Annotated in this window: 29 protein-coding genes and 1 tRNA gene; 13 read left to right on the top strand and 17 right to left on the bottom strand. The window is 33.5% G+C overall.

The genetic code is table 11. From position 1 onward, the window contains the following. Nucleotides 1-7 precede the first annotated feature (7 nt). On the bottom strand, nucleotides 8-1,393 hold the full coding sequence (locus tag J0383_RS16105; RefSeq protein ID WP_207295007.1) for an MATE family efflux transporter: 1,386 nt from the start codon (nucleotides 1,391-1,393) through the stop codon (nucleotides 8-10). A 190-nt stretch (nucleotides 1,394-1,583) separates the two neighbouring features. On the opposite strand from J0383_RS16105, the gene J0383_RS16100 reads away from it, so the two are divergent. Next, nucleotides 1,584-2,102 (top strand): hypothetical protein, encoded by a 519-nt coding sequence (locus tag J0383_RS16100; RefSeq protein ID WP_207295006.1) that lies wholly within the window; start codon nucleotides 1,584-1,586, stop codon nucleotides 2,100-2,102. Between the two features lie 132 nt (nucleotides 2,103-2,234). Here the strand turns inward: J0383_RS16100 and J0383_RS16095 are convergent, their stop codons facing one another. Further along, nucleotides 2,235-3,113: a PPK2 family polyphosphate kinase gene (locus J0383_RS16095; RefSeq protein WP_207295005.1), complete on the bottom strand. Its 879-nt coding sequence runs from the start codon at nucleotides 3,111-3,113 to the stop codon at nucleotides 2,235-2,237. A gap of 113 nt (nucleotides 3,114-3,226) precedes the next feature. On the opposite strand from J0383_RS16095, the gene J0383_RS16090 reads away from it, so the two are divergent. From J0383_RS16090 to J0383_RS16060, 7 genes are all read left to right on the top strand, one after another. Then, nucleotides 3,227-4,063, top strand: a complete 837-nt coding sequence (locus J0383_RS16090) for a DUF6929 family protein (RefSeq protein ID WP_207295004.1) — start codon at nucleotides 3,227-3,229, stop codon at nucleotides 4,061-4,063. 223 nt (nucleotides 4,064-4,286) lie between these two features. Continuing rightward, complete coding sequence (locus tag J0383_RS16085; protein ID WP_207298715.1) at nucleotides 4,287-4,787, top strand: RNA polymerase sigma factor; 501 nt, start codon at nucleotides 4,287-4,289, stop codon at nucleotides 4,785-4,787. Between the two features lie 2 nt (nucleotides 4,788-4,789). Next, nucleotides 4,790-5,752 carry a hypothetical protein gene (locus J0383_RS16080; RefSeq protein WP_207295003.1) on the top strand — a complete coding sequence of 321 codons (963 nt, stop codon included), beginning with the start codon at nucleotides 4,790-4,792 and terminating at the stop codon, nucleotides 5,750-5,752. Nucleotides 5,753-5,820: 68 nt separating this feature from the next. After that, the gene (locus J0383_RS16075) at nucleotides 5,821-6,234 is read left to right on the top strand and encodes a hypothetical protein (protein WP_207295002.1); all 414 of its coding nucleotides are present in this window, start codon (nucleotides 5,821-5,823) and stop codon (nucleotides 6,232-6,234) included. Nucleotides 6,235-6,318: 84 nt separating this feature from the next. Further along, a complete protein-coding gene (locus tag J0383_RS16070) occupies nucleotides 6,319-6,906 on the top strand; it encodes an LURP-one-related/scramblase family protein (protein ID WP_207295001.1) in 588 nt (195 codons plus the stop codon). Between the two features lie 114 nt (nucleotides 6,907-7,020). After that, nucleotides 7,021-7,737, top strand: coding sequence for a 3-ketoacyl-ACP reductase (locus tag J0383_RS16065; RefSeq protein ID WP_207295000.1), 717 nt, complete (start codon nucleotides 7,021-7,023; stop codon nucleotides 7,735-7,737). A 91-nt stretch (nucleotides 7,738-7,828) separates the two neighbouring features. Beyond that, complete coding sequence (locus J0383_RS16060; protein ID WP_207294999.1) at nucleotides 7,829-8,344, top strand: hypothetical protein; 516 nt, start codon at nucleotides 7,829-7,831, stop codon at nucleotides 8,342-8,344. An 85-nt stretch (nucleotides 8,345-8,429) separates the two neighbouring features. Here J0383_RS16060 and mtaB read toward each other — a convergent pair whose 3' ends face one another. After that, nucleotides 8,430-9,764 carry a tRNA (N(6)-L-threonylcarbamoyladenosine(37)-C(2))-methylthiotransferase MtaB gene (gene mtaB, locus J0383_RS16055; protein ID WP_207294998.1) on the bottom strand — a complete coding sequence of 445 codons (1,335 nt, stop codon included), beginning with the start codon at nucleotides 9,762-9,764 and terminating at the stop codon, nucleotides 8,430-8,432. 477 nt (nucleotides 9,765-10,241) lie between these two features. On the opposite strand from mtaB, the gene J0383_RS16050 reads away from it, so the two are divergent. Continuing rightward, nucleotides 10,242-10,763, top strand: a complete 522-nt coding sequence (locus J0383_RS16050) for a hypothetical protein (protein ID WP_044048609.1) — start codon at nucleotides 10,242-10,244, stop codon at nucleotides 10,761-10,763. A gap of 69 nt (nucleotides 10,764-10,832) precedes the next feature. Here the strand turns inward: J0383_RS16050 and J0383_RS16045 are convergent, their stop codons facing one another. From J0383_RS16045 to hisS, 11 genes are all read right to left on the bottom strand, one after another. Continuing rightward, a complete protein-coding gene (locus J0383_RS16045) occupies nucleotides 10,833-11,363 on the bottom strand; it encodes a GNAT family N-acetyltransferase (protein WP_207294997.1) in 531 nt (176 codons plus the stop codon). 5 nt (nucleotides 11,364-11,368) lie between these two features. Then, entirely contained in the window at nucleotides 11,369-12,160 is a 792-nt protein-coding gene (locus J0383_RS16040) for a Cof-type HAD-IIB family hydrolase (protein ID WP_239023084.1), read from the bottom strand. An 83-nt stretch (nucleotides 12,161-12,243) separates the two neighbouring features. Further along, nucleotides 12,244-12,462, bottom strand: coding sequence for a putative signal transducing protein (locus J0383_RS16035; protein WP_207294995.1), 219 nt, complete (start codon nucleotides 12,460-12,462; stop codon nucleotides 12,244-12,246). A 219-nt stretch (nucleotides 12,463-12,681) separates the two neighbouring features. Then, the gene (locus J0383_RS16030; protein WP_207294994.1) at nucleotides 12,682-13,341 is read right to left on the bottom strand and encodes a DEAD/DEAH box helicase; all 660 of its coding nucleotides are present in this window, start codon (nucleotides 13,339-13,341) and stop codon (nucleotides 12,682-12,684) included. Nucleotides 13,342-13,440: 99 nt separating this feature from the next. Next, on the bottom strand, nucleotides 13,441-14,604 hold the full coding sequence (locus J0383_RS16025) for a sigma-54-dependent transcriptional regulator (protein ID WP_207294993.1): 1,164 nt from the start codon (nucleotides 14,602-14,604) through the stop codon (nucleotides 13,441-13,443). 191 nt (nucleotides 14,605-14,795) lie between these two features. Further along, nucleotides 14,796-16,112: an ABC transporter permease gene (locus J0383_RS16020; protein WP_207294992.1), complete on the bottom strand. Its 1,317-nt coding sequence runs from the start codon at nucleotides 16,110-16,112 to the stop codon at nucleotides 14,796-14,798. Nucleotides 16,113-16,191: 79 nt separating this feature from the next. Further along, nucleotides 16,192-17,121 carry an ABC transporter ATP-binding protein gene (locus J0383_RS16015; RefSeq protein WP_207294991.1) on the bottom strand — a complete coding sequence of 310 codons (930 nt, stop codon included), beginning with the start codon at nucleotides 17,119-17,121 and terminating at the stop codon, nucleotides 16,192-16,194. Nucleotides 17,122-17,280: 159 nt separating this feature from the next. Next, nucleotides 17,281-18,390: a molecular chaperone DnaJ gene (gene dnaJ / locus J0383_RS16010; protein ID WP_207294990.1), complete on the bottom strand. Its 1,110-nt coding sequence runs from the start codon at nucleotides 18,388-18,390 to the stop codon at nucleotides 17,281-17,283. 72 nt (nucleotides 18,391-18,462) lie between these two features. Beyond that, nucleotides 18,463-19,041 carry a nucleotide exchange factor GrpE gene (locus J0383_RS16005; RefSeq protein WP_207294989.1) on the bottom strand — a complete coding sequence of 193 codons (579 nt, stop codon included), beginning with the start codon at nucleotides 19,039-19,041 and terminating at the stop codon, nucleotides 18,463-18,465. Between the two features lie 332 nt (nucleotides 19,042-19,373). Then, nucleotides 19,374-19,447: transfer RNA gene (locus tag J0383_RS16000), tRNA-Trp, on the bottom strand. Between the two features lie 162 nt (nucleotides 19,448-19,609). Next, nucleotides 19,610-21,034, bottom strand: coding sequence for a histidine--tRNA ligase (gene hisS / locus J0383_RS15995; RefSeq protein WP_207294988.1), 1,425 nt, complete (start codon nucleotides 21,032-21,034; stop codon nucleotides 19,610-19,612). Between the two features lie 240 nt (nucleotides 21,035-21,274). Here hisS and J0383_RS15990 point away from each other — a divergent pair, with 240 nt between their 5' ends. Further along, complete coding sequence (locus J0383_RS15990; RefSeq protein ID WP_207294987.1) at nucleotides 21,275-22,516, top strand: ABC transporter permease; 1,242 nt, start codon at nucleotides 21,275-21,277, stop codon at nucleotides 22,514-22,516. Between the two features lie 67 nt (nucleotides 22,517-22,583). On the opposite strand, the gene prmC is transcribed toward J0383_RS15990, so the two are convergent. Together prmC and J0383_RS15980 are read right to left on the bottom strand one after the other, a co-directional pair. Continuing rightward, on the bottom strand, nucleotides 22,584-23,438 hold the full coding sequence (gene prmC / locus J0383_RS15985; RefSeq protein WP_207294986.1) for a peptide chain release factor N(5)-glutamine methyltransferase: 855 nt from the start codon (nucleotides 23,436-23,438) through the stop codon (nucleotides 22,584-22,586). A 76-nt stretch (nucleotides 23,439-23,514) separates the two neighbouring features. After that, complete coding sequence (locus J0383_RS15980) at nucleotides 23,515-24,012, bottom strand: GNAT family N-acetyltransferase (protein ID WP_207294985.1); 498 nt, start codon at nucleotides 24,010-24,012, stop codon at nucleotides 23,515-23,517. Nucleotides 24,013-24,140: 128 nt separating this feature from the next. On the opposite strand from J0383_RS15980, the gene ribD reads away from it, so the two are divergent. Genes ribD through J0383_RS15965 form a run of 3 tightly spaced genes read left to right on the top strand, consistent with a single transcriptional unit; the run spans nucleotide 24,141 to nucleotide 26,429 of the window. Further along, a complete protein-coding gene (gene ribD / locus J0383_RS15975) occupies nucleotides 24,141-25,190 on the top strand; it encodes a bifunctional diaminohydroxyphosphoribosylaminopyrimidine deaminase/5-amino-6-(5-phosphoribosylamino)uracil reductase RibD (RefSeq protein WP_207298714.1) in 1,050 nt (349 codons plus the stop codon). Continuing rightward, nucleotides 25,183-25,785 carry an HAD family hydrolase gene (locus tag J0383_RS15970; RefSeq protein ID WP_207294984.1) on the top strand — a complete coding sequence of 201 codons (603 nt, stop codon included), beginning with the start codon at nucleotides 25,183-25,185 and terminating at the stop codon, nucleotides 25,783-25,785. Before ribD ends, J0383_RS15970 begins: the two co-directional genes overlap by 8 nt. An 11-nt stretch (nucleotides 25,786-25,796) precedes the next feature. Next, nucleotides 25,797-26,429 (top strand): IMPACT family protein, encoded by a 633-nt coding sequence (locus J0383_RS15965; protein WP_207294983.1) that lies wholly within the window; start codon nucleotides 25,797-25,799, stop codon nucleotides 26,427-26,429. 31 nt (nucleotides 26,430-26,460) lie between these two features. Here J0383_RS15965 and J0383_RS15960 read toward each other — a convergent pair whose 3' ends face one another. Then, nucleotides 26,461-26,865: an acyl-CoA thioesterase gene (locus tag J0383_RS15960; RefSeq protein WP_207294982.1), complete on the bottom strand. Its 405-nt coding sequence runs from the start codon at nucleotides 26,863-26,865 to the stop codon at nucleotides 26,461-26,463. Between the last annotated feature and the right edge of the window lie 135 nt (nucleotides 26,866-27,000).

Raw genomic sequence — 27,000 nt, 5'->3', positions numbered from 1 at the left:
TTCAAATTTAATTATCTGAAAATGAATTTGCGATTAACTTCTTGGTTAAGTAATGAAAACGAAGATACAGAAAAATAGCTGCGGCTGTTAATCCCGCCAAAAGTCCAATCCAAACTCCTTGTGCTTTTAATCCGGTATACTCTCCTAAATAGTAAGAAATTGGAAAACCAATAATCCAATAGGCTACAAAGGTAATATACATTGGTATTTTTACATCTTGCAAACCTCTTAAAGCTCCTAAAACCACAACTTGAATTCCGTCTGAGATTTGAAAAACTGCTGCGATTAATAATAATTTTGAAGCAATGCTTATTACTTCTTCATTATCTAAAATCTGTCCTGTGTTTTCCATATTCAAAAAGATATGCGGTAAATAATCGTGGAAGACAATAAAGAAAACAGCAAAAACGGTTTCTAAAATTATCGCCAATAAAAATATAGAACGAGCTACAACAATCAGTTTTTTATAATCCGTAAGACCTCTTTGATTACTTACTCTAATCATCGAAGTGACGCTTAATCCCATGGCAAACATAAAAGTCATTGAAGCCAGACTCAGGGCAATTTGATTCGCGGCCTGACTTGTTTTGCCAATGTTACCGCAAAGCCAGATAGAAGCCGTAAATAAAACGACTTCAAAAAGCATTTGCATAGCTGAAGGAAAACCAATACTGATGATCTTTTTAATAGTCGCTTTTTTGATTTCGTTAAAACTGAAATTTTTGAAAAAGCGTTTTAAGTCATTTCGTCTTGAAAGCATAATATGCATAAACATGACCAGAAATATTCTCGAAATTACTGTTCCAAGTGCGGCGCCAATAATTCCCATTTTTGGAAAAATCCAGATTCCGTAAATCAAAACATAGTTTAAACCAACGTGAAGTACATTTGCCATAACCATCGCATACATCGAATATTTGGTCAAAGACATTCCATCGGCAAACTGTTTATAGCCTTGGTACATAATAAGCGGAATCAAAGAAAAAGCTACCCATCCTAAATATGGTTTTGCCAGTTTAATGACATCTTCAGGTTGTTTTAATAATTCCATTACAGGTTTTGCGCACATAATAACACTAAAAAGTAGTAAACCTAAAATGGTACACAAAAACAATCCGTGATGAAATGCCGAACGAATTTTAGAGTCGTTTTTTTCAGCATCGCCTTCGGCAACGATTGGGGTTATGGCGGTAGAAAAACCAATTCCAAGTGACATGGCAATAAAGATCATACTGTTTCCTAATGAAACTGCAGCCAGTTCAGTACTTCCTAATTTCCCTACCATTATATTGTCGACAATACCTATTAAAGTATGTCCAACCATCCCTAAAATTACGGGATATGCCAATTTTAAATTATACGAAAACTCTTTGGTGTACTGCTTTAAATTCACTTGTATTTTATTTAGTCGGCAAAGATAGTCAGAAGCGGTGAATTCTGTTCAATCAATAAAAATATATCGTGATTTTAAGCCAAAATTAAGCACACCCCAATATTATGTAACGATTTTTAAAAATTATATAACGAGCTCCAACGGGCTTGATTATACTTTTACATTATTAATAATTAAAAAAATACGTGCCATGAAAAAATTACAAATTATATGCCTCGCTGCTTTCGCTTTTTTATACACAAATACAACTTTCGCTCAAGATAGCGCAGCAACAAATTACGATCAGGGATTTAGATTAGGTTTTGGTTTAAGCGGTGGTCTGCCTACAGATGGCGATTACGACTGGGCGCTAGGCGGAGACGTTCGTTTACAATATGATTTGTCTAAAAGAACATCATTAACATTGACTACAGGTTTTACTAATTTATTTATTGGTAAAGATGATGCTGGAAACAATGTGAAAGACTTAGGTTTTATTCCTGCAAAAGCTGGTTTTAAAGCTTTTATCTGGGAAGACCAATTTTATATCATGGGTGAAGCAGGTGCTGGATTTGCTGTAACAAATGGTTACAACGACACCTCTTTTTTGTGGTCACCTAGTATTGGTTATGCCAACAAATACATTGACATTAGTGTCCGTTATGAGGACTACAACAAATTCAAAACCAATCAAATCGCGCTTCGTTTAGCGTATGGTTTTGACTTATAAAAATACAAGGTTTATTTTATTTTTTTGTTTTTGGTAACTAACCCGGCAGTTTTCATAGTCTGCCGGGTTTAGTATTTTTTAGAGAGAAGCCAATTGTAAATTGACACAATATATAATTGACTAATTATCTAATTAACTATTCTCCAGCTTCTTTTTATACAAATCAAAATTGTCTTTTATTTCTGGATCTAATTCCGGAACCTGAATATCCGTGTACTGTTTCATTTGTTCCCAAATAATTTTAGCCACAATATAACGTGCCATATCTTTATCATCTGCAGGAACAACATACCAAGGCGCATAATCTGTAGAAGTTTGGTTTATAGCTTCTTCATAATATTGCTGGTATTCATCCCAATGATCGCGTTCTTTTAAATCGCCTGGCGAGAATTTCCAATTGTGTTTTCCTTCTTCTAATCGACGCAGTAAACGATTTTTTTGTTCGTCTTTACTTAAGTGCAGAAAAAACTTCATAACGATCGTTCCATTTTCTGCAATGTGTTTTTCAAAATTATTGATCTGTTCGATTCTGTTTTTCCAGAATTTTGGTGTAATATCATCAACTGAGTTAATTCCGGGTAAATTTTCGGCCAGAATAAATTCAGGATGAACACGTGTTACCAGAACATTTTCATAATGTGTTCGATTAAAAATGGCAAATTTTCCTTTTTCTGGAAGTGCAATATAATGACGCCATAAATAATCATGTTCCAACTCAGTCGAATTAGGCGTTTTAAAACTGTGAACCACTACTCCGCGCGGATTAAATTCTTTAAAAACTTCACGAACCAAACTGTCCTTTCCAGAAGTGTCCATTCCTTGAAGGCAAATCAAAACCGAATATTTATTGTGCGCATACATAATATCCTGCAGATCACTTAGTTTTTCTTTAACCTTATCGAGTTTTTCTTCTTTCTCATCATCTTCTGCTTCCACTTTAATCAAAGTGGGAAGCTTTTTCAATTTTATTTTATCGGTAACTTTAAAATCTTGCGGATCTATTGATTTCATACTAATTTCATTTTTTATATTATAAATATAGTAATTTTACGAATTACGGTTACTATCAAAACTGGCAATCATCGCATTAGTATTAGCCAAAATCTTTTCAAAACAAACATTTCATGGAAAAATTCACATTAGAAATATTATTTCAAATTATAGGAATTGGATCTGCTTCGGGATTATTTTTTAATAACGATGCACTTTATGTTATTGGCGACAACAGCGGTTTTTTATATGAATATAATATTGAAAGCAAACAATTAAATCAGCACGCATTAATTGACAATCCAACGCAAAATATTCCAAAAAATCTAAAACCTGATTTCGAATCTATAACGCATCATAACGATACACTTTATGTTTTTGGTTCCGGCTCAACCGAAAACCGCAACAAAATGATCGAATTTGATCTTAAGACCAAAACCGTTTTACAAAAAAATAATCTAGCCGATTTATATGCCGTAATGCAGAATTTTGGTTCAATTAAACCGGAAGATTTCAATTTAGAAGGCGCTATTTTTGATGGCGAAAACTGGTATTTGTTCAATCGCGGAAATGGAATTTCAAATAAAAACACCATTTTTACAATTCATGCCAAGAATCTCGGAGATGAATTTGCATTGATTTCTGTCAATTATAAATTACCCAAAATAAAAGGAGTTCGTTCCAGTTTTACCGATGCCGTTTTGGTAGACGATAAAATCTATTTCCTTTCGACTGCCGAAGACACCAAATCGACTTATGACGATGGCGAGATTTTAGGAAGCTTCATTGGAAGAATCGATTTAAAAACTATGAAAATTGATTTCACTCAAAAAATAACGTCAACCAATAAATTTGAAGGTCTGACTTTCTATAAAAAAGAAAATAATAAAATTGAGTTTTTACTTTGCGAAGATAATGACACCGAAGTTTTAGAAACTAAGATTTATAAACTGAGTCTGCCGATTAAATAAAACCTGCTTGTTAATATTAGAGGGCAAGGAGGAATCTCACGCAAGACACACTGCAGTGCGCCGCTACACTAAAACTTTGATCCTTTGTAACTTTGTAACTCTGACCCTAAAAAATATTTTAATATTTTTCATGCCTGTCCCAACCTTTTTTTCTTTTTAGCTCTCTTTATAAGTAAAGACCAAAATTGTGATAAACGAAACTCTAATTTCCGGCTGTAGAAAAATGAACCGAGATGCTCAGCGTCAGGTTTATGAACACATGGCTCCGAAATTGTATCGTGTATGTAAACGATACCTCAAGAAAGAAGAAGAAATTGAAGAAGCTATGGCTGACGCTTTCTATACCATATTTACAAAACTAGATCAGCTCAAAGAAGAAAAAGCATTTGAAGCCTGGGCTAGAAAAATTACGGTAAATCATTGTTTAGCGACCATTAAGAAAAACACCAATTTCAATATGTATCTTGATGATGTAAAAGTACTTTCGCAGCCTTTTACAGAAGAGGTAAATGCATTAGAAGAAGAGGATTTACTCAATTTACTAAACCACATTCCAGATGGATGTAAGACGGTTTTTAACCTTTTTGTGATTGAGGGTTTCGGACACAAAGAAATAGCGGCCATGCTGAATATTTCTGAAGGCACTTCAAAATCACAACTAAACGCTGCCAAAACCAAACTCAAAGAACTGGTTAGTAAATTGTATTATCAAAAAGCAAAATAGTCATGGACAATCAAGATAAAATATTTAACAAATTTAAGGAAGCTGCAGAAAATGCAGAAACCAAAGATTTTCCAGGAATGGAAAAAGTATGGTCACGTCTAGAAGATAAACTCGATAAAAAAGAGGATAAAAAAACAATTGCATTATGGAAAAAAATCGCTGTTGCAGCCTCTCTTTTACTATTAATTTCTTTAGGCACTCAATTTTTAAGATCAGATAAAACTTCAAATACAGAGATTAATAATTCAGTTGTAACAATCGGTGACAAACACGACCCCAATAAAAATGCTTCTGTTGAAGAAAACAACGAAGTAGTTTCATCAAATTCTCAATTGGTTCCAAAAACTGAAGCAGCTAAAATATTAGAAGATCAAGTTAAGAATCCGCAGACTGTCACTATGCAAGATACTGTTAATACTATTAAAGCATTGGCAATGCCTATGCCGTCTATGGCAGTCGATCAATCTGCTCCAGGCGCGGCACCGTCAAAAGATAATGCTATTTATGAAGAACCAGCGGTTGCAAAAGAAGAAACCGTTACTGATTTTGGATATGGTAGAAGTGTTGAAAGAGAATCTGCTAAAAGAGCTTATGCAGCCCAATCAATGGAGAGAGCTAAAAAAAGTGTGCCTTTGGTAATTCTAAATGGAAATGCAATGGCTCACAGCGATGATAAAAAAAGAGATAAAATGATGCAGGCCGAACTTCCGAATCTTCAGCCGGAAAATGTAGAATCGCTTGTGGTGTTAGACGAACCTTTGTATATTATTGATGGAATTTATTATTCAGAAAATGATTTATTTGGAGCAAACCCAACAAGTCCGTATGCCCCTTTGAACCAGCAGGAAATAAAAACCATTACGGTTCTTCAAGATCTTGAAGCCACAGCAAAATATGGCGAAAAAGGGAGAAATGGTGTTGTGATTATCACTACTAAAACTGGAAAGCCAACTCCAAAAAAATAATCTCAAGCATTGTCAAAGTTTACAACTTTCACAAAGTTAAACTCAAACCTTGTCTAAAATTTATGATTATGAAAAGTGTAAAACTTATTTCATCAGCCATTGCTATACTTATAGGTTTCGTGACGACGGCACAAAAAAAAGAGATTAGAGGAGTTGGAAATGATACTATAAAATGGGCAGTTCCAATTGATTCTTCGGTACAGAAAAAAATCAGCGGAACTCAAATTACACCTCAAAATAAAAATTATGCTGCTGAAAAAAGTGTAATAATTCGTGAGCCTCTTTCCCTTGCTTCAAAAACAGAACCGTTATTCATTCTGGATGGCAATATAATCACTGTATCTCAATTTTCTAAAATCAATCCAAATGACATTGAATCTATTAAAATCATCAAAGCCGATGAAATAGATTTCATTCGTCACGGCAGAGGTTTAGATGGTATCGTTTTAATTACACTAAAAAAACAAACAAATTCGTATTAGTTTGCAATTCCCTTAAAAGAATAATTAATCAATATTTTATTACATTTGGTTCTTATTTCTAAAAACTAATATTTTTACAAACGTATGAATCCTATTTTAAGCCAAAATCTATTTTTAGTAAAAGAACATATCGGAATGTTTAAAGCGGCTAACAACTATGACATTTACGATCCGCAAACCAATCAAATTATCATGAACTGCCGAGAAAATAATCTTGGTTTTTTCACTAAAATACTTCGTTTTACTGATTATAAAAGAGCTACTCCGTTTAATGTGGAAATCACAACTGCTTCGGGCGAAAAACTAATTACTGTTAGACGTGGCGTTGCTATTTTCAGATCAACTGTAGAAGTTCTAGATGAAAAAGATCGTCTGGTTGGAACTTTCAAGCAAAAGTTCTTTTCTATTGGAGGTAAATTTGATATTCTGGACAAAAATGACAAACCTGTCGCAACACTTCAAGGAAAATGGACGGGATGGGATTTTAAATTTTCGCACGAAAACAAACAATTGGCTCAGGTAAGTAAAAAATGGGCAGGATTAGGAAAAGAATTTTTCACCAGTGCTGATAATTATGTACTTCAAATCGAAGAGAATGTTCCAGCAGATAGTTCGTTGAGACAGTTAATTTTAGGAGCAGTTATGTGTATTGACATGGTTCTGAAAGAATAATAAAAAGTTGTTAAACTTAGATTAAGAATACATCCTAAAGCATCATTTTAGTTTTCAAAATCTTATTTTTGTAAGACTTATAATGATGCTTTCTGCATTTCTAAAAATACAATCATGACCGATTTAAAAAATAAAAACGCTTTAATTACTGGCGCAGGAAAAGGGATAGGAAAAGCCGTTGCTGTTGCTTTGGCAAAAGAAGGTGTAAACTTGATCTTGGTTTCAAGAACTCAAAAAGATATCGAACAGCTGGCAGATGAAGTTTCAAATCTTGGTGTAAAAGCTTTGGCCTTAAGCGCCGATGTTTCTGATATCAATTCAATTACTACTGCCGTTGAAAAAGCTTTGGCGGAATTTAAACACATTGATATTCTGATTAACAGCGCTGGAATCGCTTCTTTTGGAAAATTCCTAGAATTAGAACCAGAAGCATGGGAAAGAATTATTCAAGTGAATTTAATGGGAACGTATTATGCAACACGTGCCGTGATTCCAAATATGATCGAAAGACAAGCTGGAGACATCATCAATATTTCATCGACTGCAGGTTTAAACGGAAATGCGTTAACAAGTGCTTACAGTGCTTCTAAATTTGCTGTTTTAGGATTAACTGATTCTTTGATGCAGGAAATGAGAAAACACAACATTCGTGTGACTGCTTTAACGCCAAGTACCGTTGCAACCGATATGGCAAAAGATCTAAACCTGACAGACGGAAATCCTGAAAAAGTAATGCAGTCTGAAGATATGGCCGATTTGATTATTGCGCAATTAAAATTAAACCGAAGAGTGTTTATTAAAAACAGCAGTATTTGGTCTACTAATCCTTAAAAAGTAATTTCAATTTTTCAAGTTCCAATTCCAATTGCTTTCAAGTTTGGAATTTGGAATTTAAAATATTGGGGTTTTTAAATTTATTATGATGGAACAATATTTAAGACAATTAATCGAAATTGAGTTTCTGGATAAAAAAGAAATTTTTACCGGATTCCTTATTGATTATTCTGATGATTGGATTTTGCTTCGAAACAATCCAGTTGATTTTGTATTGGATGGTTTTGTCATTTTGAGAAATAAAAATATTCAAAGCGTAAATAGAGATTCTGATTTGGCTTTTACCGAAAAGGTAATTCGCTTAAAAGGTTTAAAAACCAATTCTGAAGATATTATTCCAATCAAAGATTTAGCCACGATTATGAATTTTATTTCTGAGAAATACGGCATTTTTCAGATTGCCAAAAAATCATCTAAATCAGCTTATCTAGGAAAATTAATTGAATTGAACGCCGAAGAATTGACGATAAACTTTTTAGACACAAGAGGTCAGTTTGGCGGAGAATTAGGTTTTAATCCTGAAAAAATCAGAGTAATCGAGTTTGATACCGATTATATTAATTCTTTGAAACTGGTAATTCCTGATGATCAGAATTCGTTATAAAAACAAAGCCTCTTAAAAGAGGCTTTGTTTTTTGTAGTATATCAACTTTGGTCAAAGTTTAAAACTTTGACCAAAGTTCTAAATTTTAAGCTTCGGCCAATTTATTAACAAACTCCATGCGAACGCTTCCGTCTTCGTCGATTTTTGTTAAATTGATTTCTTGCAGCGTATTTACCAATTCTGGATTCCATGGTGTTTTTACTTTTACGTAATTTTCAGTAAATCCGTGAATGTAACCTTCTTTATTTTCTCCTTCAAAAAGAACAGTTCTCTTAGTTCCTAGCTGGCTTTCATAAAAAGCACGGCGTTTCTTAACCGATAATCCACGAAGCATTTTACTTCTTTTAGATCTAATGTTAGCAGGAACAACTCCCGGCATATCGACAGCTTCTGTGTTATCTCTTTCAGAATAGGTAAAAACATGCAGATATGAAATATCAAGATCGTTAAGGAAATGATACGTTTCTAAGAAATGCTCATCTGTCTCACCCGGAAAACCTACAATTACATCGACACCGATACAAGCATGAGGCATTACTTCGCGAATTTTATTAACACGATCTGTATATACTTCGCGCAGATAACGGCGTTTCATTAACTTCAAAATATCGTTGCTTCCTGATTGTAACGGAATATGAAAATGAGGCACAAAAGTTCGGCTTTTAGAAACGAATTCGATGGTTTCATTTTTTAATAAATTCGGCTCGATCGAAGAGATTCTTAAACGTTCGATTCCTTCCACTTTATCCAATGCCTGAACTAAATCCAGAAAAGTATGTTCGTGTTTTTTATTTCCAAATTCTCCTTTTCCGTAATCGCCAATGTTTACTCCAGTTAAAACAATCTCACGAATGTTTTGAGCTGAGATTTCTTTAGCGTTTTTTAATACGTTTTCTAAAGCATCACTTCTTGAAATTCCACGTGCCAAAGGAATGGTACAATAGGTACATTTGTAATCACAGCCATCTTGGACTTTCAAGAAAGCACGTGTACGATCGCCAATAGAATAACTTCCTACGTAGAAATCAGCTTCAGCAATTTCGCATGAGTGCACTTCACCCATATCGTTTTTGCTTAAGTCGTGAATATAATCTGTGATTTTAAATTTTTCTGTAGCTCCCAAAACCAAATCAACACCATCTACAGCCGCTAATTCTTCTGGTTTTAACTGGGCATAACAGCCAACTGCTGCTACGAAAGCCTTTTCATTTAATTTCATTGCCTTTTTTACAACCTGCTTGAACTGCTTATCGGCATTATCGGTTACAGAGCAGGTGTTGATCACATAAATATCGGCAACTTCCTCAAAATCGACGCGGTCAAAACCTTCGTCTGTAAAATTTCTGGCGATTGTAGAAGTCTCTGAAAAATTCAGCTTACAACCCAGCGTGTAAAAGGCAACTTTTTTTCTATTTTCCATAATTTTCTTAAATTAATGAAATCGTTGTCAAAAAATTTAAGGCTGCAAATTTACAAACAAAATTGGTAAAAGAAAATCAATAAGACACTTCATTTCAAGAAATTGTAATATTCTTTAAAACAAAATGCAACATTGTTTCATATCTTATTTTGATAGAACAATATTTTTTACGAACTTTATCGATAGAATTCAATAAGAATAAAATGACAAAAACATCGATTAAGTGCAAATTTTATCGATTAAGTGCATTTTTTATCGATTTAAATTGAAAAAATCTTACATTTACTTTTCTATAATTCGAGCGCTGGATTTATTCGGTTTGAAGAATTTTAGATGGTTTTGATTAATTTAATAATAAATCGGCCATAACAATTTTGAATTTTACTCGTTATGTTGTTGTTTTGTGTTACAAAATGAAATGGGAAAGCCGAAAACCAAAGAGAGTAGGCAAAAATTAAAATACAAATACCACGCTTTATGAAAGCATTTTTACCCACAATCTGCTTGATGTTCTTAACCGTTTTTAGTTCGCAAGCGCAAACTACTAATGCCCCTGTTGCAAATCCATTTCCTTCTATCAGTACTTTAACAACTTGGGCAAGTTTAAACTCTCAACAGCAATTTGATGTTGCAATCCGTGCCGTTGGATTTAAATTTGAAGTAAAAGAACCAGGTGAAGGATCTACAGCTTACACTTACATTCGTAAAGTAACTGTAAACGAAGTAAATTATACTGACAGAATTGTTTACAGAATTACAAACAACAATTCAGCAAGTATCATTTCATTAGTAACAGCTTCTACTGACTTAGTAAGTTTATATACACCACAATTGGCGACTTTTAAAAACAACAATTGTAAAACTGAAATGTCGAAAGATAAAAACACAACTTGCAGCTGCTACGAAAGTGCTAACTTCGCAATTGATCTTTGCGATGAGCGTGTTAAATTGACAATGGGTGACGGAAATAAGTATTTTGTTTCTGTAGCTAAAAAATAAATAAACCTCTGAGTGTTTCCAAATCTTTACAAATCTGATTTTGGTTTATAAAGATTTGGAATACGCTTCTCAGGTTAAATTAGGATTTTTGAGTTCGTACCAAACTTCTAATTCTTCCTCATATTCAAAAGAGTTTACATACTGTAAACCCAATTTTTCAAGTATTCTTCTTGAATTTTCATTTCCTGCATCTGCATACGCATAAATTGCATCTGCTTTTATTTCATTAAAAGCGTATTCTACAAAAGCTTTTCCTGCTTCTGTTGCATATCCTTTTCCCCAATGTTTTTCGATGAAACGATATCCAATTTCGTAGAAATTTTTATGTCCGTTGATTTCATCTGTTATGAATTTTATTCCAGACCATCCCAGAAACTCATTGGTTTCCTTTAAAATAACTGCCCAGCGGCCAATTCCAAAATCTTTGTATTGTTTCTGAACGAAATGAATATATTCGATACTTTCCTCAATATGTTTAACGGGTCTATTGCCCAAAAATAAATGCACATTTGGATTCGAATCCAATTCAAACATACCATCAGCGTCTGAGAGCTGTAATTCTCTTAAAAGCAATCGTTCTGTTTCAATTGGTTTCTTCATATCGATTAATTTAAAATATAGCGCTGTACTACTTCGGCAACGCCATCATTATTGTTTGATGCTACAATTATATCTGCTTTGTCGCGTAATTCAGGAGCAACATTATCGACCCAAACTCCCAAACCAGCATATTCAATCATGGTTAAATCATTTCCGGCATTTCCAACAGCAATAATTTCATTTTGCTGTACTCCTAGTCTTTCTGCCAGAAGTTTTAGGCTTTCGGCTTTATCTATTCCGTTTTGAGCCACTTCAAGGAAAAACGGTTTTGACATAGAGACACTCAAATGAGGCATTCTTTCTTTCAAATCTTTTTCCAATCCTTTTAAGTAAGATGGTTCTTCTAATAAAATGCATTTTACAGCAGGTCTGTCAACATAACTTTTAAAACTCGAAACTTTATGGTGATGCATTCCTGTAATTTCTTTTTCGACATCAATGTATTTAGAATCTGTTTCGCTTATAATTTCGTTATCCAGATACGTAATAATATGCGTTTTCTTTTCCTGGCTATAATCGTATAAGGCATGGATTTGTTCTGGAGTTAATCTTTGTTCGAACAAAATAAAATCGTCCTTTACCCTACTGATAATTGCTCCATTAAAGGAAATCATATACGAATCTTTCAAATCCATTTTCAGTTCTTTGGCATAAGCTGCCATGGCAGAAGTTGGTCTTCCCGAAGCCAAAACAACATGCACTCCTTTTGCCTGAGCTTCTAATAATACTTTTTTATTTAAATCAGATATTCTGTGATCGTCCGTCAACAAGGTGTCATCCATGTCAAGTACTAACATTTTGTATTGCATATTTTTAATACTTTTCAGTCGCAGTTTTCAGTCTCGGTTTACAGGACAGAAACTGAATACTGAACACTTTTTTAAAGGCTCATTCTAAATTCTTCAATAACCGGATTTGCTTTTGCAAAATCAGTTTCTTGAATAAAAACTTCAACTGCTAAATCTGTTGCGCCAAAACCACCTAAACGAGCTGATTGAATATTGTCTTTTTTTACTGTTTCAACTCCAGCTTCTTCTAATCTTTCTTGTAAAGCAATTGCTAAAATTTCGCTTCCCGAAAACACTTTCATTAATCCCATGATACTTGTATTTTAATGTTAAGTTCTCAGTCTCAGTTTTCAGTTTCTAACCGTAAACTGTGACTGAGACTTATAATTTATTCTAATATATTTTTAATTTAGTTTTCAATAGCGGTCTTAATTTTCAGTATTGCAATTGTAAACTGAGACTGCGACTCATAAAAAATCCCGCTTTCCAATTACTAAGACTGAAAACCGGGACTGTATACTTATAATAAACTATTCTTCTTCAATATCGTCTTCATCTTCATCAAGTTCTTCTCCTTCTTCATCCATATCGAATAAATAAGGTTCGACCATGATTTTATCTGCCAAAATTTCGACACGTTCTGTCAATGTTTCAGAAAAGATAATTCGCTGTACTTTGGCAATACTGTTAGAAATACGTGTAATTTTCGGATCGTGGCGCAATTTCAAAATCGGGTCAGCATCATCCATGATAAACATTTTAAGACGATTTACGTTATAACCCGCTGTACTGAACATATCATTTAATTTGGTCGGTGTTCCAATTAAAACATCAATTCCAGTAGAAATGTAATTTTTATCATAATCCATATCACCTTTATCGTGTACACCATATACTTCGAGATTAGCATATTTTCCTAATTTCTCGAAAAGTTCCACCATAGCACTCATTTTATCTTTGTCTTCGACGATAATCAAAGCACGAGGCGATTCTTCATTTTTTCCTGCCAATTGCTGAATTACATTCAATACAATTGTAGTTGTTTTTCCACTTCCTTTTGGAGAAATAATCACACAATCAGCACCACTTTTTATGGTTGAAAAAGTTTCCATCTGCAAAGCGTTTGCTTCTGTTAAACCATTTTCAATTAAAGCGTCTTGTAATTTCTCGTTTATTTTTTTTAGTTTCATTCTTAATGATTAAAAGATTTAAAAAATTGAAAAATTGAAAAATTCTTAGCTCATTGCTTAAATTTTTAAATCATTAAATTTTTAAATCATTAAATTAATTTACTTGCTTGCAAACATTTTCACATCACTTTCAGAGATTTCGTTTCCTCCTAAAATAATTAATCTTTCTACTACATTTCGAAGCTCACGAATATTTCCTGTCCAATCGTATTCTTGCAATAATTTTATGGCTTGCGCCGAAAAAGCTTTAACTGCATTTCCTTGTTCCGAAGCAATTTTTTCTGCAAAATGCGTAATCAAAGCCGGAATATCGTCACGTCTTTCATTCAAAGGTGGAACTTTTATTAAAATTACAGCCAGACGATGGTATAAATCTTCTCGAAAACGACCTTCGGCAATTTCTGTTTTTAAGTCTTTATTGGTTGCCGCAACTACGCGAACATCAACTTTTATGTCTTTATCAGCTCCAACTCTAGTAATCATATTTTCTTGAAGTGCACGCAAAACTTTGGCCTGCGCCGAAAGACTCATGTCTCCAATTTCATCTAAGAAAATAGTTCCTTTGTCAGCTGCTTCAAACTTTCCAGCACGATCTTTCACTGCCGATGTAAATGCTCCTTTTACGTGTCCAAACAATTCACTTTCGATAAGCTCGCTTGGAATCGCCGCACAGTTTACTTCAATTAAAGGAAAACCAGAGCGCTCACTTTTTTCGTGTAACTGATGTGCCACTAATTCTTTACCAGTTCCGTTTGGTCCAGTAATTAAAACTCTGGCTTCGGTTGGCGCTACTTTATCAATCATCACCTTAATGTGATTGATTGATTCGCTGTCACCAATCATTTCATAGTTTTTGCTGACTTTTTTCTTTAGGATTTTATTTTCAACTACTAATTGTTTTTTATCCAAAGCATTACGAACTGTATTCAGTAAACGATTTAAATCAGGTGGTTTTGAGATGTAATCAAAAGCTCCCAAACGCATCGTTTGAATCGCAGTTTCCATATCGCCGTGACCCGAAATCATGACCATCGGAATTTCTGGTTTTACTTTTTTTACTTCTTCTAAAACCTCAACACCATCCATTTTTGGCATTTTTATATCGCACAAAACCAAATCGTAATCGTTATTTTTTATTTTTTCGAGTCCCGCAACTCCATCTTCAGCTTCATCAACTTGATACGAATCATTCTCTTCTGATAATATTTTTACCAAAACTCTTCTAATCGCTGCTTCGTCTTCGATAATTAGTATTTTACTCATTTTTTTTTTAGGTTCAAAGTTGCAAAGGCTCAGAGGGACAAAGTTGTAAAACCTTTATCTGCAATGATACTTTTTAACCTGTTATATAATATTTCTTCTGTTTCTAGTACATTTCAAGGTCGTTTTTCTAAGTTACAAAAATTCAAAACCTTTGAACCTTTGTCCCTCTGAACCTTTGCAACTTTATAAAATTAGTACTTCAGCCACTTATACAATTCCTTCCAAGTCGGTTTTTTGCCATACATTAAAATACCTACTCGGTAAATCTTGGCTGCGAACCAGACCACAAGGAAAAAGGTTGCAAACAATAATGATACCGAAATTGCAATTTGCCACCACGGCACGCCAAACGGAATACGCATAAGCATTACAATTGGTGAGGTTAACGGAATCATCGAAAAGATAACCGCAACACTTCCGTGAGGATCGTTTACTACTGTGAAAAAACCGATATAAACACTTAGAATTAATGGCATTATGATTGGCAGTAAAAACTGCTGAGAATCGGTTTGATTATCGACTGCTGCTCCAATTGCCGCATAAAATGAACTGTATAGAAAATAACCTCCAATAAAATAAACCACAAATCCGATTATGATACTGGCAATTGGCAGATTCCATAATTCAGCGATGTACATTTGTGCTGATCCTGAAAATTCGTGCTGTGCTGACTGCATTAACTCTGGCGAAATTCTGGCTGTTGGTCCAACATTTATTCCGAAAAACGCCGAAGAGGCAAACATTAATCCTAATCCAATAACTGCCCAAATCATAAATTGCAGAATTCCGGCTAAAGAAGTTCCAACAATTTTACCAATCATTAGTTGAAATGGTTTTACAGATGAAATAATGATTTCGATAATTCTATTTGTTTTTTCTTCGATTACGCTTCGCATTACCATATTTCCGTAAATGATAATAAACATCATAATCAAATAACCAAAGGCACCGCCAATTGCAATTTTTATTTCATTTAATCCTTTTAAACTTTCTTCTCCAGAAGCTTTTACCAAATGAATATTGACATCAGACTGCGCTTTCTGAATCGCCAAAGTATCTAGTTTGGCGCTTTCCAGATTTATTTTTGTGATTTTTGAAGCAATGACATCTTGTGTACTTTCAATAAAAGAAATACTTGGACTGTTATTTGAGATAAACTCGATTTTGCTTTCTAAATCTTTTATTTTTTTTGTTTTCGGAATAACAATTAAGCCGTTGAAATTTTCTTTTGTAATGCTGTCTTTTAAAGCTTTTACATCTATTTCGGATAAATTCAGATATTTAAATTCTGCTCCTTTTTTATTTTCTTTCAAGAAATCTGAAGCAAAAAGTCCGGTTTCGTCATGAATAGCAATTCTTTTTGTTTCTGCTTTCATGGTACTTAGATAGCCAATAAAAACAGCAATAGCCACAAATAAGAGCGGACTCAAAAAAGTCATGACAACAAAAGATTTATTGCGGACTTTGGCAATAAATTCTCTTTTTATAATCAACGAGATAATACTCATAAAATATTTTAATTTTCAAATTCCAAATTCCAATTGAATACGCTCTAAATTGGAATTTGGAATTTAATTATTGGAATTTTTAAATTTTGTTCTCTGTTACAGTTTGTATAAAAATATCGTGTACACTCGGAATTTTTTCTACGAAATGCGTTACTTGTCCGCGTTGTGTCAGTACATGTAATAATTCGTTTGGAGAAGCATTTCCAATTTGAATATTTAGTTTTAATTCGTCATTCAACGATTTAAAATTAGCAGGCGAAACGGTAAATTTTTGAGTGATATCGTACATTAATCCTTCAACATTATTCGTTAAGATTCCAACTTCAAAACTATTGGTTTTAAACTGACGTTTTACATCGCCAATTTTACCTTCGATCAGTTTATTTGATTTATGAATTAAAGCTATATTTTCACAAAGTTCTTCCACACTTTCCATTCTGTGAGTTGAGAAAATAATCGTAGAACCTTGTTCTTTTAATGCCAGAATTTCATCTTTAATAACATTGGCATTTACAGGATCAAAACCAGAAAAAGGTTCGTCTAAAATCAGCAGCTTTGGTTTATGCAAAACACAAACTACAAACTGGATTTTCTGCGCCATTCCTTTAGAAAGTTCTTGAATTTTCTTGTTCCACCAGCCTTGAATTCCCAAACGATCGAACCAGTAATCCAATTGTTTTTTGGCTTCAGCTTTAGAAAGTCCTTTCATTTGAGCCAGATACAAACATTGTTCTCCTACTTTCATCGAGCTATACAAACCTCTTTCTTCTGGCAGATAACCAATAGTCTGCACGTGTTTAGGCTGCAGTTTTTCTCCATCCAAAATGACTTTGCCACTGTCGGGCATGGTAATTTGGTTTATGATTCTGATAAGGGAAGTTTTACCAGCTCCATTAGGACCTAAAAGTCCATATATACTGCCTTTAGGCACATTTAATGAAACTTCGTTAAGCGCTACATAATCGCCGTATTTTTTTACGACTTTATGTACTTCAAGTAAGTTGCTCATGCTGTTTTATAGATTTTCTGCGTCACTTTACCGATTCTGGTTTCAGCGACTGTAAAAGTAAATAATTCGAAGCGAAATTGTGTCATATTACGCAAAAAACCCATTCTAATTTGCACTAGAATGGGTTTTTAATATGTATAACATTCGAAGGAAGTTAGATTATGAGAACATATCTTTTACTTTTTCAAAGAATGATTTTTCTGATTTCTCTGGACTTGGCGCAAAATGCTCATTATTTAAAGCATTTTCAAAGAATTGTTTTTGCTCTTTGTTAAGCGTTCTTGGTGTCCATACATTTACGTGAACTAATAAGTCTCCGCTTCCGTATCCGTTTAAACTTGGAATTCCTTTTCCTTTTAATCTTAAGATTTTTCCAGACTGGATTCCTTCTTCTAATTTAATACGAACTTTTCCGTTGATCGCTTCAATATCTTTTGAAGCTCCTAAAACTGCTTCTGGGAAACTAATATATAAATCGAAGTGAACATTTTCTCCTTCACGTTTTAAGAATTCGTGCTCTACTTCTTCAATAGCAACAATTAAATCTCCAGGAATACTGTTGCTTCCCGGTGCATCGTTTCCTTTATTAGAAACTTTTAACTGCATTCCGTCAACAACTCCCGCAGGAATTTTGATTGATACTGTCTCATCTTCCTGAACCATACCTTGTCCGTCTGCTTCAGAAGGTTTTTTATCTAAAATCTGGCCAGAACCACCACATGAAGGACAAGTTGATGCAGATTGCATTCTTCCTAAAATAGTGTTGGTTACACGCATTACTTGTCCTTGACCATTACAAGTTGTACAAGTTTTATACGTAACTCCTTTTGCCTGAACTTTACGTTTTACTTTTACTTTTTTCTCAACTCCATTTGCAATCTCTTCTAAAGTTAGTTTTACTTTAATTCGAAGATTACTTCCTTTCGCACGGCGAGGACCTCCGCCTCCGCCTCCGAAACCGCCAAATCCGCCACCAAAAATATCACCAAACTGGCTGAAAATATCATCCATATTCATACCTCCGTGACCGCCAAATCCACCAGAACCATCAAATGCTTGATGACCGTACTGATCGTATTTTGCTTTTTTCTGCGGATCACTTAAAACTTCATAAGCTTCTGCCGCTAATTTGAAGTTTTCTTCTGCCTCTTTGTCGCCTGGGTTTTTATCAGGGTGGTATTTTAAAGCACTTTTTCTATATGCTTTTTTAATTTCGGCAGCATCAGCATTTTTTGAAATGCCTAGTATTTCGTAAAAATCTTTTTTCATAATTAGATTAAGTTCCAAATCTTAAAAATTCCAAAATCCAAAAAAACGCACTTGAAATTCTTATTGCATTTTTTAGTTTCCAACCACAACTTTAGGGAAACGAATAATTTTGTCTCCTAATTTGTATCCTTTTTCAATAACATCAACAATTTTCCCTTTTAATTTATCAGACGGAGCTGGAATTTGGGTAATTGCTTCAGCGATATCAGCATTAAATGCATCACCTGCCTGTATTTCTACCTGCTCTAAACCTTTAGAAACTAAAGTATTTTTAAATTTATCATGAATCAACTCCACTCCTTTTTTAAGGTTTTCGTCGTCAGATTTGTTGATTTCTACTGCAGCTCTGTCAAAATCATCTAAAACTGGAAGCATCGCCAATAAAACTTCTTGGTTTGCTGTTTTAAATAATTCAAGACGCTCTTTTGAAGTTCTTTTTTTGTAATTTTCAAATTCAGCGAATAATCTTAAAAACTTATCTTTTTCTTTGGCTAAGTCTTGAGCTAATTGCTCCTCAACACTTAATTCTTCAACAATTAATTGCTCTCCATTAGCGTTAGTCTCTATCGTTGCATCATCTAATTCCTGATCGAATTCTGTATTTTCCGTAGTCATATTACTTTTATTTTTAAAAATATTCTTAAACTTCATTTTTTATTTCTTTCTGTTGGATTGCAAAAGTACTGCCAAATATTGTAAAATGTCAAATTGTCACTTTATTAATTATGAGACTTTTAAAAGGTGCAAAATAGTAAATAAAAATTTATTATAATTTTAAGACTATTACGTTGTAGTTTATCCTATCTTTGATGGCAATAAAAAACTAAAATTATTACCACCAAAAATTGAATTTAAGGGTTGGCTTCGGCCTCAAAATAATTATTAATTCAAGTTTACCTTATATTAAAAAAAGCTTCGCCTATAGAGACGAAGCTTTTTTTTGCTTTGTTCCCAAACAACTATTGTCATTTGATCTATTTTTATGGCACGGGCGGAGGGATTCGAACCCCCATCAACGGTTTTGGAGACCGCTATTCTACCCTTGAACTACGCCCGTAACTTGACAGCAAATTAAAAGCTTTTTTTTCTTTTCTGGCAATTATTTCTCGCAGATTTGGAAGATTTCTAACGATGCAAAAGCTATCTAATTAAAAATCAATTTTTAACCTTCTGAAATTTTTAAAAACTTTTTGTCTTTGGTCGCTTAGCGTTTCTCTTTTTAAAGCAAAGAATTCTTCAATCCTTCAAAATCAACAGAAATCTGCTCGCCTGTTACTAAGTTTTTAAGCGCAAAAGTATTCGATGCAATTTCCTGATCGCCTGCAATTACTGCAAACGGAATTAAACGTTTATCGGCATATTGAAATTGTTTTCCAACTTTTACATTATCTGGATATAATTCTACTTTTATATTTTCTTGTCTTAATTTTTGAATAGCTTTTGAAGCATACAAAGCTTCTTTATCTCCAAAATTTAAAAATATTGCTTTTGAAGTCGCGGCAACGGTTTCTGGAAATAATTGTAATTCTTCTAAAACTAAATAGATTCTATCTAATCCAAAAGAAATTCCAACGCCGCTCATATTTTTTAAACCAAAAATACCAGTCAAATCGTCGTATCTTCCGCCGCCGCCAATAGAACCCATTGAAACGGTTTTTGGTGCTGCAACTTCAAAAATAGCTCCGGTATAATAATTTAGACCTCTTGCCAAAGTAACATCTAGATCTAAAATTGCAGTTGACAGACCTAAATCGGCAACATTGTCACAAATAAATTTAAGTTCTTCAACGCCTTTCATTCCTTCTTCAGATGAAGATAACATTTCTGAAAGCTGATTAATTTTATCTGCAAAAGTTCCAGAGAAACTAAATAGTGGCTGTACTTTAACAAGCGCTTCTTCTGAAATTCCTTTTTCGATCATTTCTTTCTTTACACCATCTTCTCCAATTTTATCTAATTTATCAAGAGCAACGGTAAAATCGATTAATTTATCTGAAGCTCCAATTACCTCAGCAATTCCAGATAAAATTTTTCGGTTATTGATTTTGATTGTTACCCCTTCTAAACCTAAAGATGTAAAAACAGTATCGTACAATTGAACTAATTCAACTTCCTGCCAAAGTGATTTTGAACCTACAACATCAGCATCGCATTGAAAAAATTCTCTAAAACGACCTTTTTGTGGATTGTCAGCTCTCCAAACCGGCTGGATTTGATATCTTTTGAAAGGAAATTCAATTTCACTTTGGTGTTGCACAACATATCTTGCGAATGGAACTGTCAAATCGTAACGTAAAGCTTTCTCAGAAATTTTTCCTGTAAATTTATTCAGTTCGATTCTTTGCTCTAAAGTTATTTTCTCAGCAGAATTTAATTGTAATTCTTCAATTGATTCTGGCAATTCAATTTTACTTTTATTGTAGAAAAAATTTCCAGAATTTAAGATCTTAAAAATCAGACGATCTCCTTCTTCTCCATATTTCCCCATTAAGGTATCTGAATTTTCAAACGAAGGCGTTTCGATTGGCTGAAAACCAAATTTTTCGAAATTAGCTTTTATTGTTTGAATAATATATTGACGTTTTGACACCTCAGCTGGTGAAAAATCTCTTGTTCCTTTTGGTATACTTGGTTTTGAAGCCATCTTTTTTATTTTAGATTTCTGATTTTAGATTTTAGATTGTTCCAATCTTTATCTAAAAATCTTATAATATTAATTTATTTTTAGATTTTTTTAGGTTGTTAGTTCTTTTGGCTTTCGACTTTAAAACTTTCCAACTTTTGACTTATTAAGTCTGCAAATATCTTACTTTTTAAAATAAATAATAACACTTGGAAAACAAACTTGTAACAAAAACCGTATTTTCGTGACAAATTGGTCATCATGCTAAAATTATTTAAAGAAAATATCCGAATTGCTTTTGGCTCGATCAAAACGCAAATTCTGCGTACGATTCTTACTGTGCTGATTATCGCCATTGGAATTACCGCTCTGGTCGGAATTCTTACCGTGGTAACTGCTCTTGAAAATACAGTTTCGACCAATTTTGCTTCAATGGGAGCTAACACTTTCAATATCAATCAATACGAGAACACAGTTAAAAACAGAGGCGGAAATGAACGTGAAGTTATTAATCCGATTATTTCTTATCCTGAAGCTGTTGCTTTTAAAAACAAATACAAATATCCTTTTACCGAAACATCACTTTCATTTACCGCTACTTCAAAAGCTGAAGTAAAATATTTAGATACTAAAACCGATCCTGAAATTACGGTTGTGGGAGTTGACGAACATTTCATTAGCAATTCTGGTTTAGAAACTACTTTGGGACGTTCGTTCAATCAATTTGATATTGAGAACAATACGTATTCCTGCATTGTAGGTTCTGATTTTGAAAAAGGTTTATTGAAAGATGTTAATCCAATTGATAAAATTATTTCTATTCGAGGCGCTCGTTTTAAAGTAATTGGTGTTTTGAAAGAAAAAGGATCTACATTTGGAAACAGTCAGGATTTACGCGTTTTGATTCCAATTCAGGTAGCGAGATCTTTGTTTACTGCACCCAATATCAATTACACTGTTAGTGTCATGGTGTCTAAAAAAGAACTTTTAGACCAGGCAATTGACAATGCAACAAGCACTATGCGCAGGGTTCGTAAGTTAAGTCCTGTTCGTGATAACAATTTTGGTATTGGCCGAAGCGATGATTTAATCAACCGAATTTTAGGCATTACACAATATTTAGATTGGGCATCTGCCATTATCAGCATCATTACCATATTAGGATCGTCAATTGCTTTGATGAATATTATGATTGTATCGGTTACAGAACGTACACGAGAAATCGGTGTTCGTAAAGCACTAGGCGCCAAGAGATCAACAGTTGCTTTTCAGTTTTTTATTGAAACTTTGTTAATTGGGCAAATAGGCGGGTTTGTTGGTATTATTTTAGGAATGCTCATTGGTTATGGTTTAGCAAGCGCTATGAGTTTTGTTTTTGTAGTTCCGTGGTTTGCCATTATGATTGCCTTTGGGACAAGTTTTGCCGTAGCTTTAGTATCTGGTTTATATCCTGCAATTAAAGCTTCTAAACTAGATCCAATTGAGGCTTTGCGATATGAATAATTTTTTTAGTTTTCAGTCGCAGTTTACAGTCTCAGTTTACAGTTTAACTGCGACTGAAAACTGAATACTAAATATTAACTTTTATCATCCTATCGTTGTCGTAAATATCTTTTCTAAGATCGATATTGATAAAGTCCATTTGACCTAATAATTCGATCATTTCTTTTCCAAGATATTGGTTAATTTCAAAATATAGTTGTCCTTCCGGCAAAAGATTATTATGAGCTAGAGAAGCTATTTTTCTGTAAAAAACTAGCGCATCATTATCATCTACAAAAAGAGCTAAATGCGGTTCGTAATCCAAAACGTTCTTTTTGATTTCTTCTTTTTCTAAATTTCGTACATAAGGCGGATTAGAAACAATGACATCATATTTACATTTCAACTCTTCGGCCTGTAAAATATCCTGAAATATAAAAGTCACATTCACATCATTTCGAATAGCATTTCGCTTGGCTGTTTCAATGGCTTTTTTAGAAACGTCAATGGCATAAACATCTGCATTTGGAAGGTTTTTGGCAAGAGAAATAGCAATACAGCCACTTCCGGTTCCGATATCCAGAATCTTTAATTTCTTATCTTTATCGAGAACAGCATTTTCGCTGATAATCCATTCTACCAGTTCTTCTGTTTCAGGTCTCGGTATCAAGACATGTTCGTTGACTTCAAAATCTAAACCATAAAAGCTGGTCTTCCCTAACAAATACTGAATAGGAACTTCTTTTTTTAATTGTTTTAAAAGCGAATCCCAAACAACAAAATCTTCTTCTATAAAAGATAATTCATGATTTAAAGCTAAATCTATCTGACGCAGCTTGTGCTTGTCTTCTAAAATTAAATAGAAAAAACTTTCTGCTTCGTACGCATCGTAAAAAGGAGATAATTCTTTAATAAATTGTGTACGATATTGTTTGATTTTCATTTCGGTTTATTGAGGAATTATTTTTCAGCTAAAGCCAATTATTTTCTATACATAAGTATTTTACAAAGCCACTTCGTTACAAGTCGTTTTGCAAATCTTTCAACATCCACACGGGGCAGGAATTATGCCCGGTACAACCCATTGGAGCATCTAAATATTCGAAACCTGATTTTCTATATAATTTTTGTGCCGAATGCATAAACGGCATTGTTTCTATATAACATTTTTCAAAACCAAAACTTCTCGCCTGCTCCAAACATTTCTCCATCATTTTACTGCCAATTCCTAAACCGCGGACTTTGGGAAGAAAGTACATCTTCTGCAGTTCACAAATCTTTGGATCACCATTTTCTAAAGGAGCAATCCCCGCACATCCTAAAACTTCACCATCACTTTCAACAACGTAATAAACAGATTTAGGCTTACTATATTCCTCAAACATTAAATCTAAATACGGATCTTCGTAAGCCGTTCCCACTTTTGGAATTTCCATTTCATCAAAAACAGACCGTATTAATTGTGCTACTGCCTGATTGTCTTCTTTTTTAATCTCCCTGATAACCCAGTTTTTCATTTTTTTTATTAACGTATATCTACACAAAAATAAAAATACTTTTTTGATACTTTCATAACATTTTGGATTGTTTCACAACTTACACCATAACATTAGACAAAAAATTGAAAAATAGTTACTTTTGCACTGTGAATAAACATGAAAAATATATCAAACGATGCATTGAACTTGCCCAAAATGGTTTTGGAACTACCTATCCAAACCCAATGGTGGGGAGCGTAATCGTTTATGAAGACAAAATTATCGGCGAAGGCTGGCACAAAAAAGCTGGAGAACCTCATGCCGAAGTAAATGCGGTTCGTTCTGTAAAAAATAAATCACTGCTAAAAAAAGCAACTATATATGTTAGCTTAGAACCTTGCAGCCATTTTGGAAAAACACCACCTTGCTGTGATTTAATTATTGCTAATGAAATTCCGAATGTCGTCGTTGGAACTGTCGATCCAAATGAAAAAGTAGCTGGAAGAGGAATTAAAAAATTAATAGAAGCTGGAGCGCACGTTACTGTCGGTATTTTAGAAGATGAATGCAACGAGCTGAATAAGCGCTTTTTTACTTTTCACCAAAAAAAGAGACCTTACATTATTTTGAAATGGGCCGAAAGTCAAGATGGTTTTCTAGCTCCAGAAAAAGTTACAGATCAAGAACGTAAACCAATTTGGATCACCAATCCATATTCCAGACAATTGGTTCATAAATGGCGAAGTGAAGAACAAGCTATTTTAGTAGGAACACAAACTGTAATTGACGATAATCCGAAATTAAATACCCGAGATTGGTCAGGGAACAATCCTGTTCGTGTAGTATTGGATCAGCACAACCGAGTTTCAAAAGATAGTTTTGTTTTTGATGAAAGCGTAAAAACAATTGTATTTTCGAATGCAGATGATATACATTCAACAGAAAATACGATTTTTGAAAAGATTGATTTTAATAAAAATATGATTTCGCAGCTTTTAGAGGTTTTGTACAATCACCAAATACAATCTGTTATTATTGAAGGCGGCAGACAAACGCTTCAATCTTTTATAGATCAAGATATTTGGGACGAAGCGAGAGTTTTTATTGGAACAACTTCTTTTGAAAATGGCGTAAAAGCTCCTGTTATTCTAAAGAAAAACATCACCAAAACAAATATTCTAACCGACGAATTACTTTATATAAGAAACCATGATTAATACTATAATTTTTGACTTTGGCGATATTTTTATCAATTTAAATAAACAAGGAACCATTTCGGGATTGCAGAAATTAGGTATGAAAGAATGGAATTCTGAAATGGATCGTTTGAATTTATTGTTTGAAACTGGAGATGTTTCATATGATGATTTTATAGCAGGATTTCAAAAAGAACTTCCTAATGCATCAATCGAAGAAATTCTCGAAGCTTGGAATGCTGTTTTAGCCGATTTTCCTTCGTACCGATTGGATTTCTTAAAAGAACTTTCAAAAAAATATCGTTTGTTTTTATTGAGCAACACGGATTCTATTCATATTTCAACTTTTGAAAAAAGAAGTGGTATTTCTTTTTACACGGATTTTTACAACTGCTTTGAAAAAGTGTATTTCTCATTTAACATCGGATTGAGAAAACCAGATCCTAAGATTTATCAGTTCTTGCTTAACAAGCATAATTTAGTTCCAGAAAATACTTTGTTTGTTGATGACAAAACAGAAAACACAGACAGTGCAGCGAGATTAGGTATAAATGTCTGGAATTTACAAGTTGGAAAAGAAGATGTAATTGATCTTTATAAAAAAAATATACTTTAAGAATACCGCTTTTGGAAATTAACGATACGTATCAAACCATTGCTTTTGAATCTGAAGAAGTGCTTTTTAAAGAAAAAGGAAGCAAATTCTTTGGCTATGCTTATCCTATAGAAAGCGAGGAAGAAGTAAAACCTATTATTGAAAACTTAAGGAAACTTCATCCGCACGCTGTACACTATTGCTATGCGTATCAATTAGGAACTGCACCCAAAATTTCATATAGAGCAAATGATGATGGCGAACCAAGCAATACAGCTGGCGCACCTATTTACGGCCAGATACAATCTTTTGGAGTCACCAACGTTCTTGTAGTTGTAGTTCGTATTTTTGGCGGTATCAAATTAGGCGTTGGCGGTTTGATAAGTGCTTACAGAACAACAGCACAAATGACGCTGGAAATTTGTGAGATTATAGAAAAAACAATCGATGTTCAGTTTATAATTTCTTTTGATTATAAAAACATGAACAAAGTAATGCGGGTAATTAAAGAAAAGAAACTTGAGATTACTTCTCAGGAAATGGAAATGGATGAAAACACAGGTCAGCCAATTGGAAAAATAATTACAAAAACGCGTAAAAAAAATGCCGAATCTATATTCGACATTTTTGATTTAATGTTTGAAATCGATATTAAAATTATATAATTTAACATCAAAATGCATCTCGATTTAACAATTATTCGAGTGTTTTAAATAATTCTAAAATATAATCCGGCGGAGCTGTTGGGCGACCCGTTTTTAACGAAATAAATACTAAAATAAACACTGCTGTTGTTAATAACTCATTTGCCTCATTATAAATTTCGCAGTCAAATTCAATCTTAACAGATGACTGACTTTTGAAGGTTGTATGAATTGTTAAAAGTTCATCGTATCGAGCTGATTTTTTATAGTTGATCTGCATGGAAACAATTGGAAGTCCAATTCCGCTTTCTTCCATACTTTTATACGAAATCCCTTTATTTCTAAGCCATTCCACTCTTCCAATCTCAAAATACGGCACATAATTTCCGTGATAAACCACTCCCATTTGATCAGTTTCGGAGTAACGGACACGTACTTGCGTTTGATGTTTTTTCATTATTTATATATTAAAAACTTTTAAATTACTCAAGTCCTATTACGACTTTTTTTAATAAAATTAAACTACAAAATATTTTTTTTTACAGAAATTTGTTCACATATTTGTTATCCCGAATTAAGGAATAAAATTGCT

The organism is Flavobacterium endoglycinae (assembly GCF_017352115.1).
Classification (GTDB): Bacteria; Bacteroidota; Bacteroidia; order Flavobacteriales; family Flavobacteriaceae; genus Flavobacterium; species Flavobacterium endoglycinae.
This window is presented reverse-complemented; position numbering and strand designations above follow the sequence as displayed.

Bases quoted from the DNA above. Each gene is read 5' to 3' on its own strand.
- J0383_RS16100 (WP_207295006.1), top strand. From the start codon at position 1,584: ATGAAAAAATTACAAATTATATGCCTCGCTGCTTTCGCTTTTTTATAC.
- J0383_RS16095 (WP_207295005.1), bottom strand. From the start codon at position 3,113: ATGAAATCAATAGATCCGCAAGATTTTAAAGTTACCGATAAAATAAAA.
- J0383_RS16090 (WP_207295004.1), top strand. From the start codon at position 3,227: ATGGAAAAATTCACATTAGAAATATTATTTCAAATTATAGGAATTGGA.
- J0383_RS16085 (WP_207298715.1), top strand. From the start codon at position 4,287: ATGAACCGAGATGCTCAGCGTCAGGTTTATGAACACATGGCTCCGAAA.
- J0383_RS16080 (WP_207295003.1), top strand. From the start codon at position 4,790: ATGGACAATCAAGATAAAATATTTAACAAATTTAAGGAAGCTGCAGAA.
- J0383_RS16075 (WP_207295002.1), top strand. From the start codon at position 5,821: ATGAAAAGTGTAAAACTTATTTCATCAGCCATTGCTATACTTATAGGT.
- J0383_RS16070 (WP_207295001.1), top strand. From the start codon at position 6,319: ATGAATCCTATTTTAAGCCAAAATCTATTTTTAGTAAAAGAACATATC.
- J0383_RS16065 (WP_207295000.1), top strand. From the start codon at position 7,021: ATGACCGATTTAAAAAATAAAAACGCTTTAATTACTGGCGCAGGAAAA.
- J0383_RS16060 (WP_207294999.1), top strand. From the start codon at position 7,829: ATGGAACAATATTTAAGACAATTAATCGAAATTGAGTTTCTGGATAAA.
- mtaB (WP_207294998.1), bottom strand. From the start codon at position 9,764: ATGGAAAATAGAAAAAAAGTTGCCTTTTACACGCTGGGTTGTAAGCTG.
- J0383_RS16050 (WP_044048609.1), top strand. From the start codon at position 10,242: ATGAAAGCATTTTTACCCACAATCTGCTTGATGTTCTTAACCGTTTTT.
- J0383_RS16045 (WP_207294997.1), bottom strand. From the start codon at position 11,363: ATGAAGAAACCAATTGAAACAGAACGATTGCTTTTAAGAGAATTACAG.
- J0383_RS16040 (WP_239023084.1), bottom strand. From the start codon at position 12,160: ATGTTAGTACTTGACATGGATGACACCTTGTTGACGGACGATCACAGA.
- J0383_RS16035 (WP_207294995.1), bottom strand. From the start codon at position 12,462: ATGGGATTAATGAAAGTGTTTTCGGGAAGCGAAATTTTAGCAATTGCT.
- J0383_RS16030 (WP_207294994.1), bottom strand. From the start codon at position 13,341: ATGAAACTAAAAAAAATAAACGAGAAATTACAAGACGCTTTAATTGAA.
- J0383_RS16025 (WP_207294993.1), bottom strand. From the start codon at position 14,604: ATGAGTAAAATACTAATTATCGAAGACGAAGCAGCGATTAGAAGAGTT.
- J0383_RS16020 (WP_207294992.1), bottom strand. From the start codon at position 16,112: ATGAGTATTATCTCGTTGATTATAAAAAGAGAATTTATTGCCAAAGTC.
- J0383_RS16015 (WP_207294991.1), bottom strand. From the start codon at position 17,121: ATGAGCAACTTACTTGAAGTACATAAAGTCGTAAAAAAATACGGCGAT.
- dnaJ (WP_207294990.1), bottom strand. From the start codon at position 18,390: ATGAAAAAAGATTTTTACGAAATACTAGGCATTTCAAAAAATGCTGAT.
- J0383_RS16005 (WP_207294989.1), bottom strand. From the start codon at position 19,041: ATGAAGTTTAAGAATATTTTTAAAAATAAAAGTAATATGACTACGGAA.
- hisS (WP_207294988.1), bottom strand. From the start codon at position 21,034: ATGGCTTCAAAACCAAGTATACCAAAAGGAACAAGAGATTTTTCACCA.
- J0383_RS15990 (WP_207294987.1), top strand. From the start codon at position 21,275: ATGCTAAAATTATTTAAAGAAAATATCCGAATTGCTTTTGGCTCGATC.
- prmC (WP_207294986.1), bottom strand. From the start codon at position 23,438: ATGAAAATCAAACAATATCGTACACAATTTATTAAAGAATTATCTCCT.
- J0383_RS15980 (WP_207294985.1), bottom strand. From the start codon at position 24,012: ATGAAAAACTGGGTTATCAGGGAGATTAAAAAAGAAGACAATCAGGCA.
- J0383_RS15970 (WP_207294984.1), top strand. From the start codon at position 25,183: ATGATTAATACTATAATTTTTGACTTTGGCGATATTTTTATCAATTTA.
- J0383_RS15960 (WP_207294982.1), bottom strand. From the start codon at position 26,865: ATGAAAAAACATCAAACGCAAGTACGTGTCCGTTACTCCGAAACTGAT.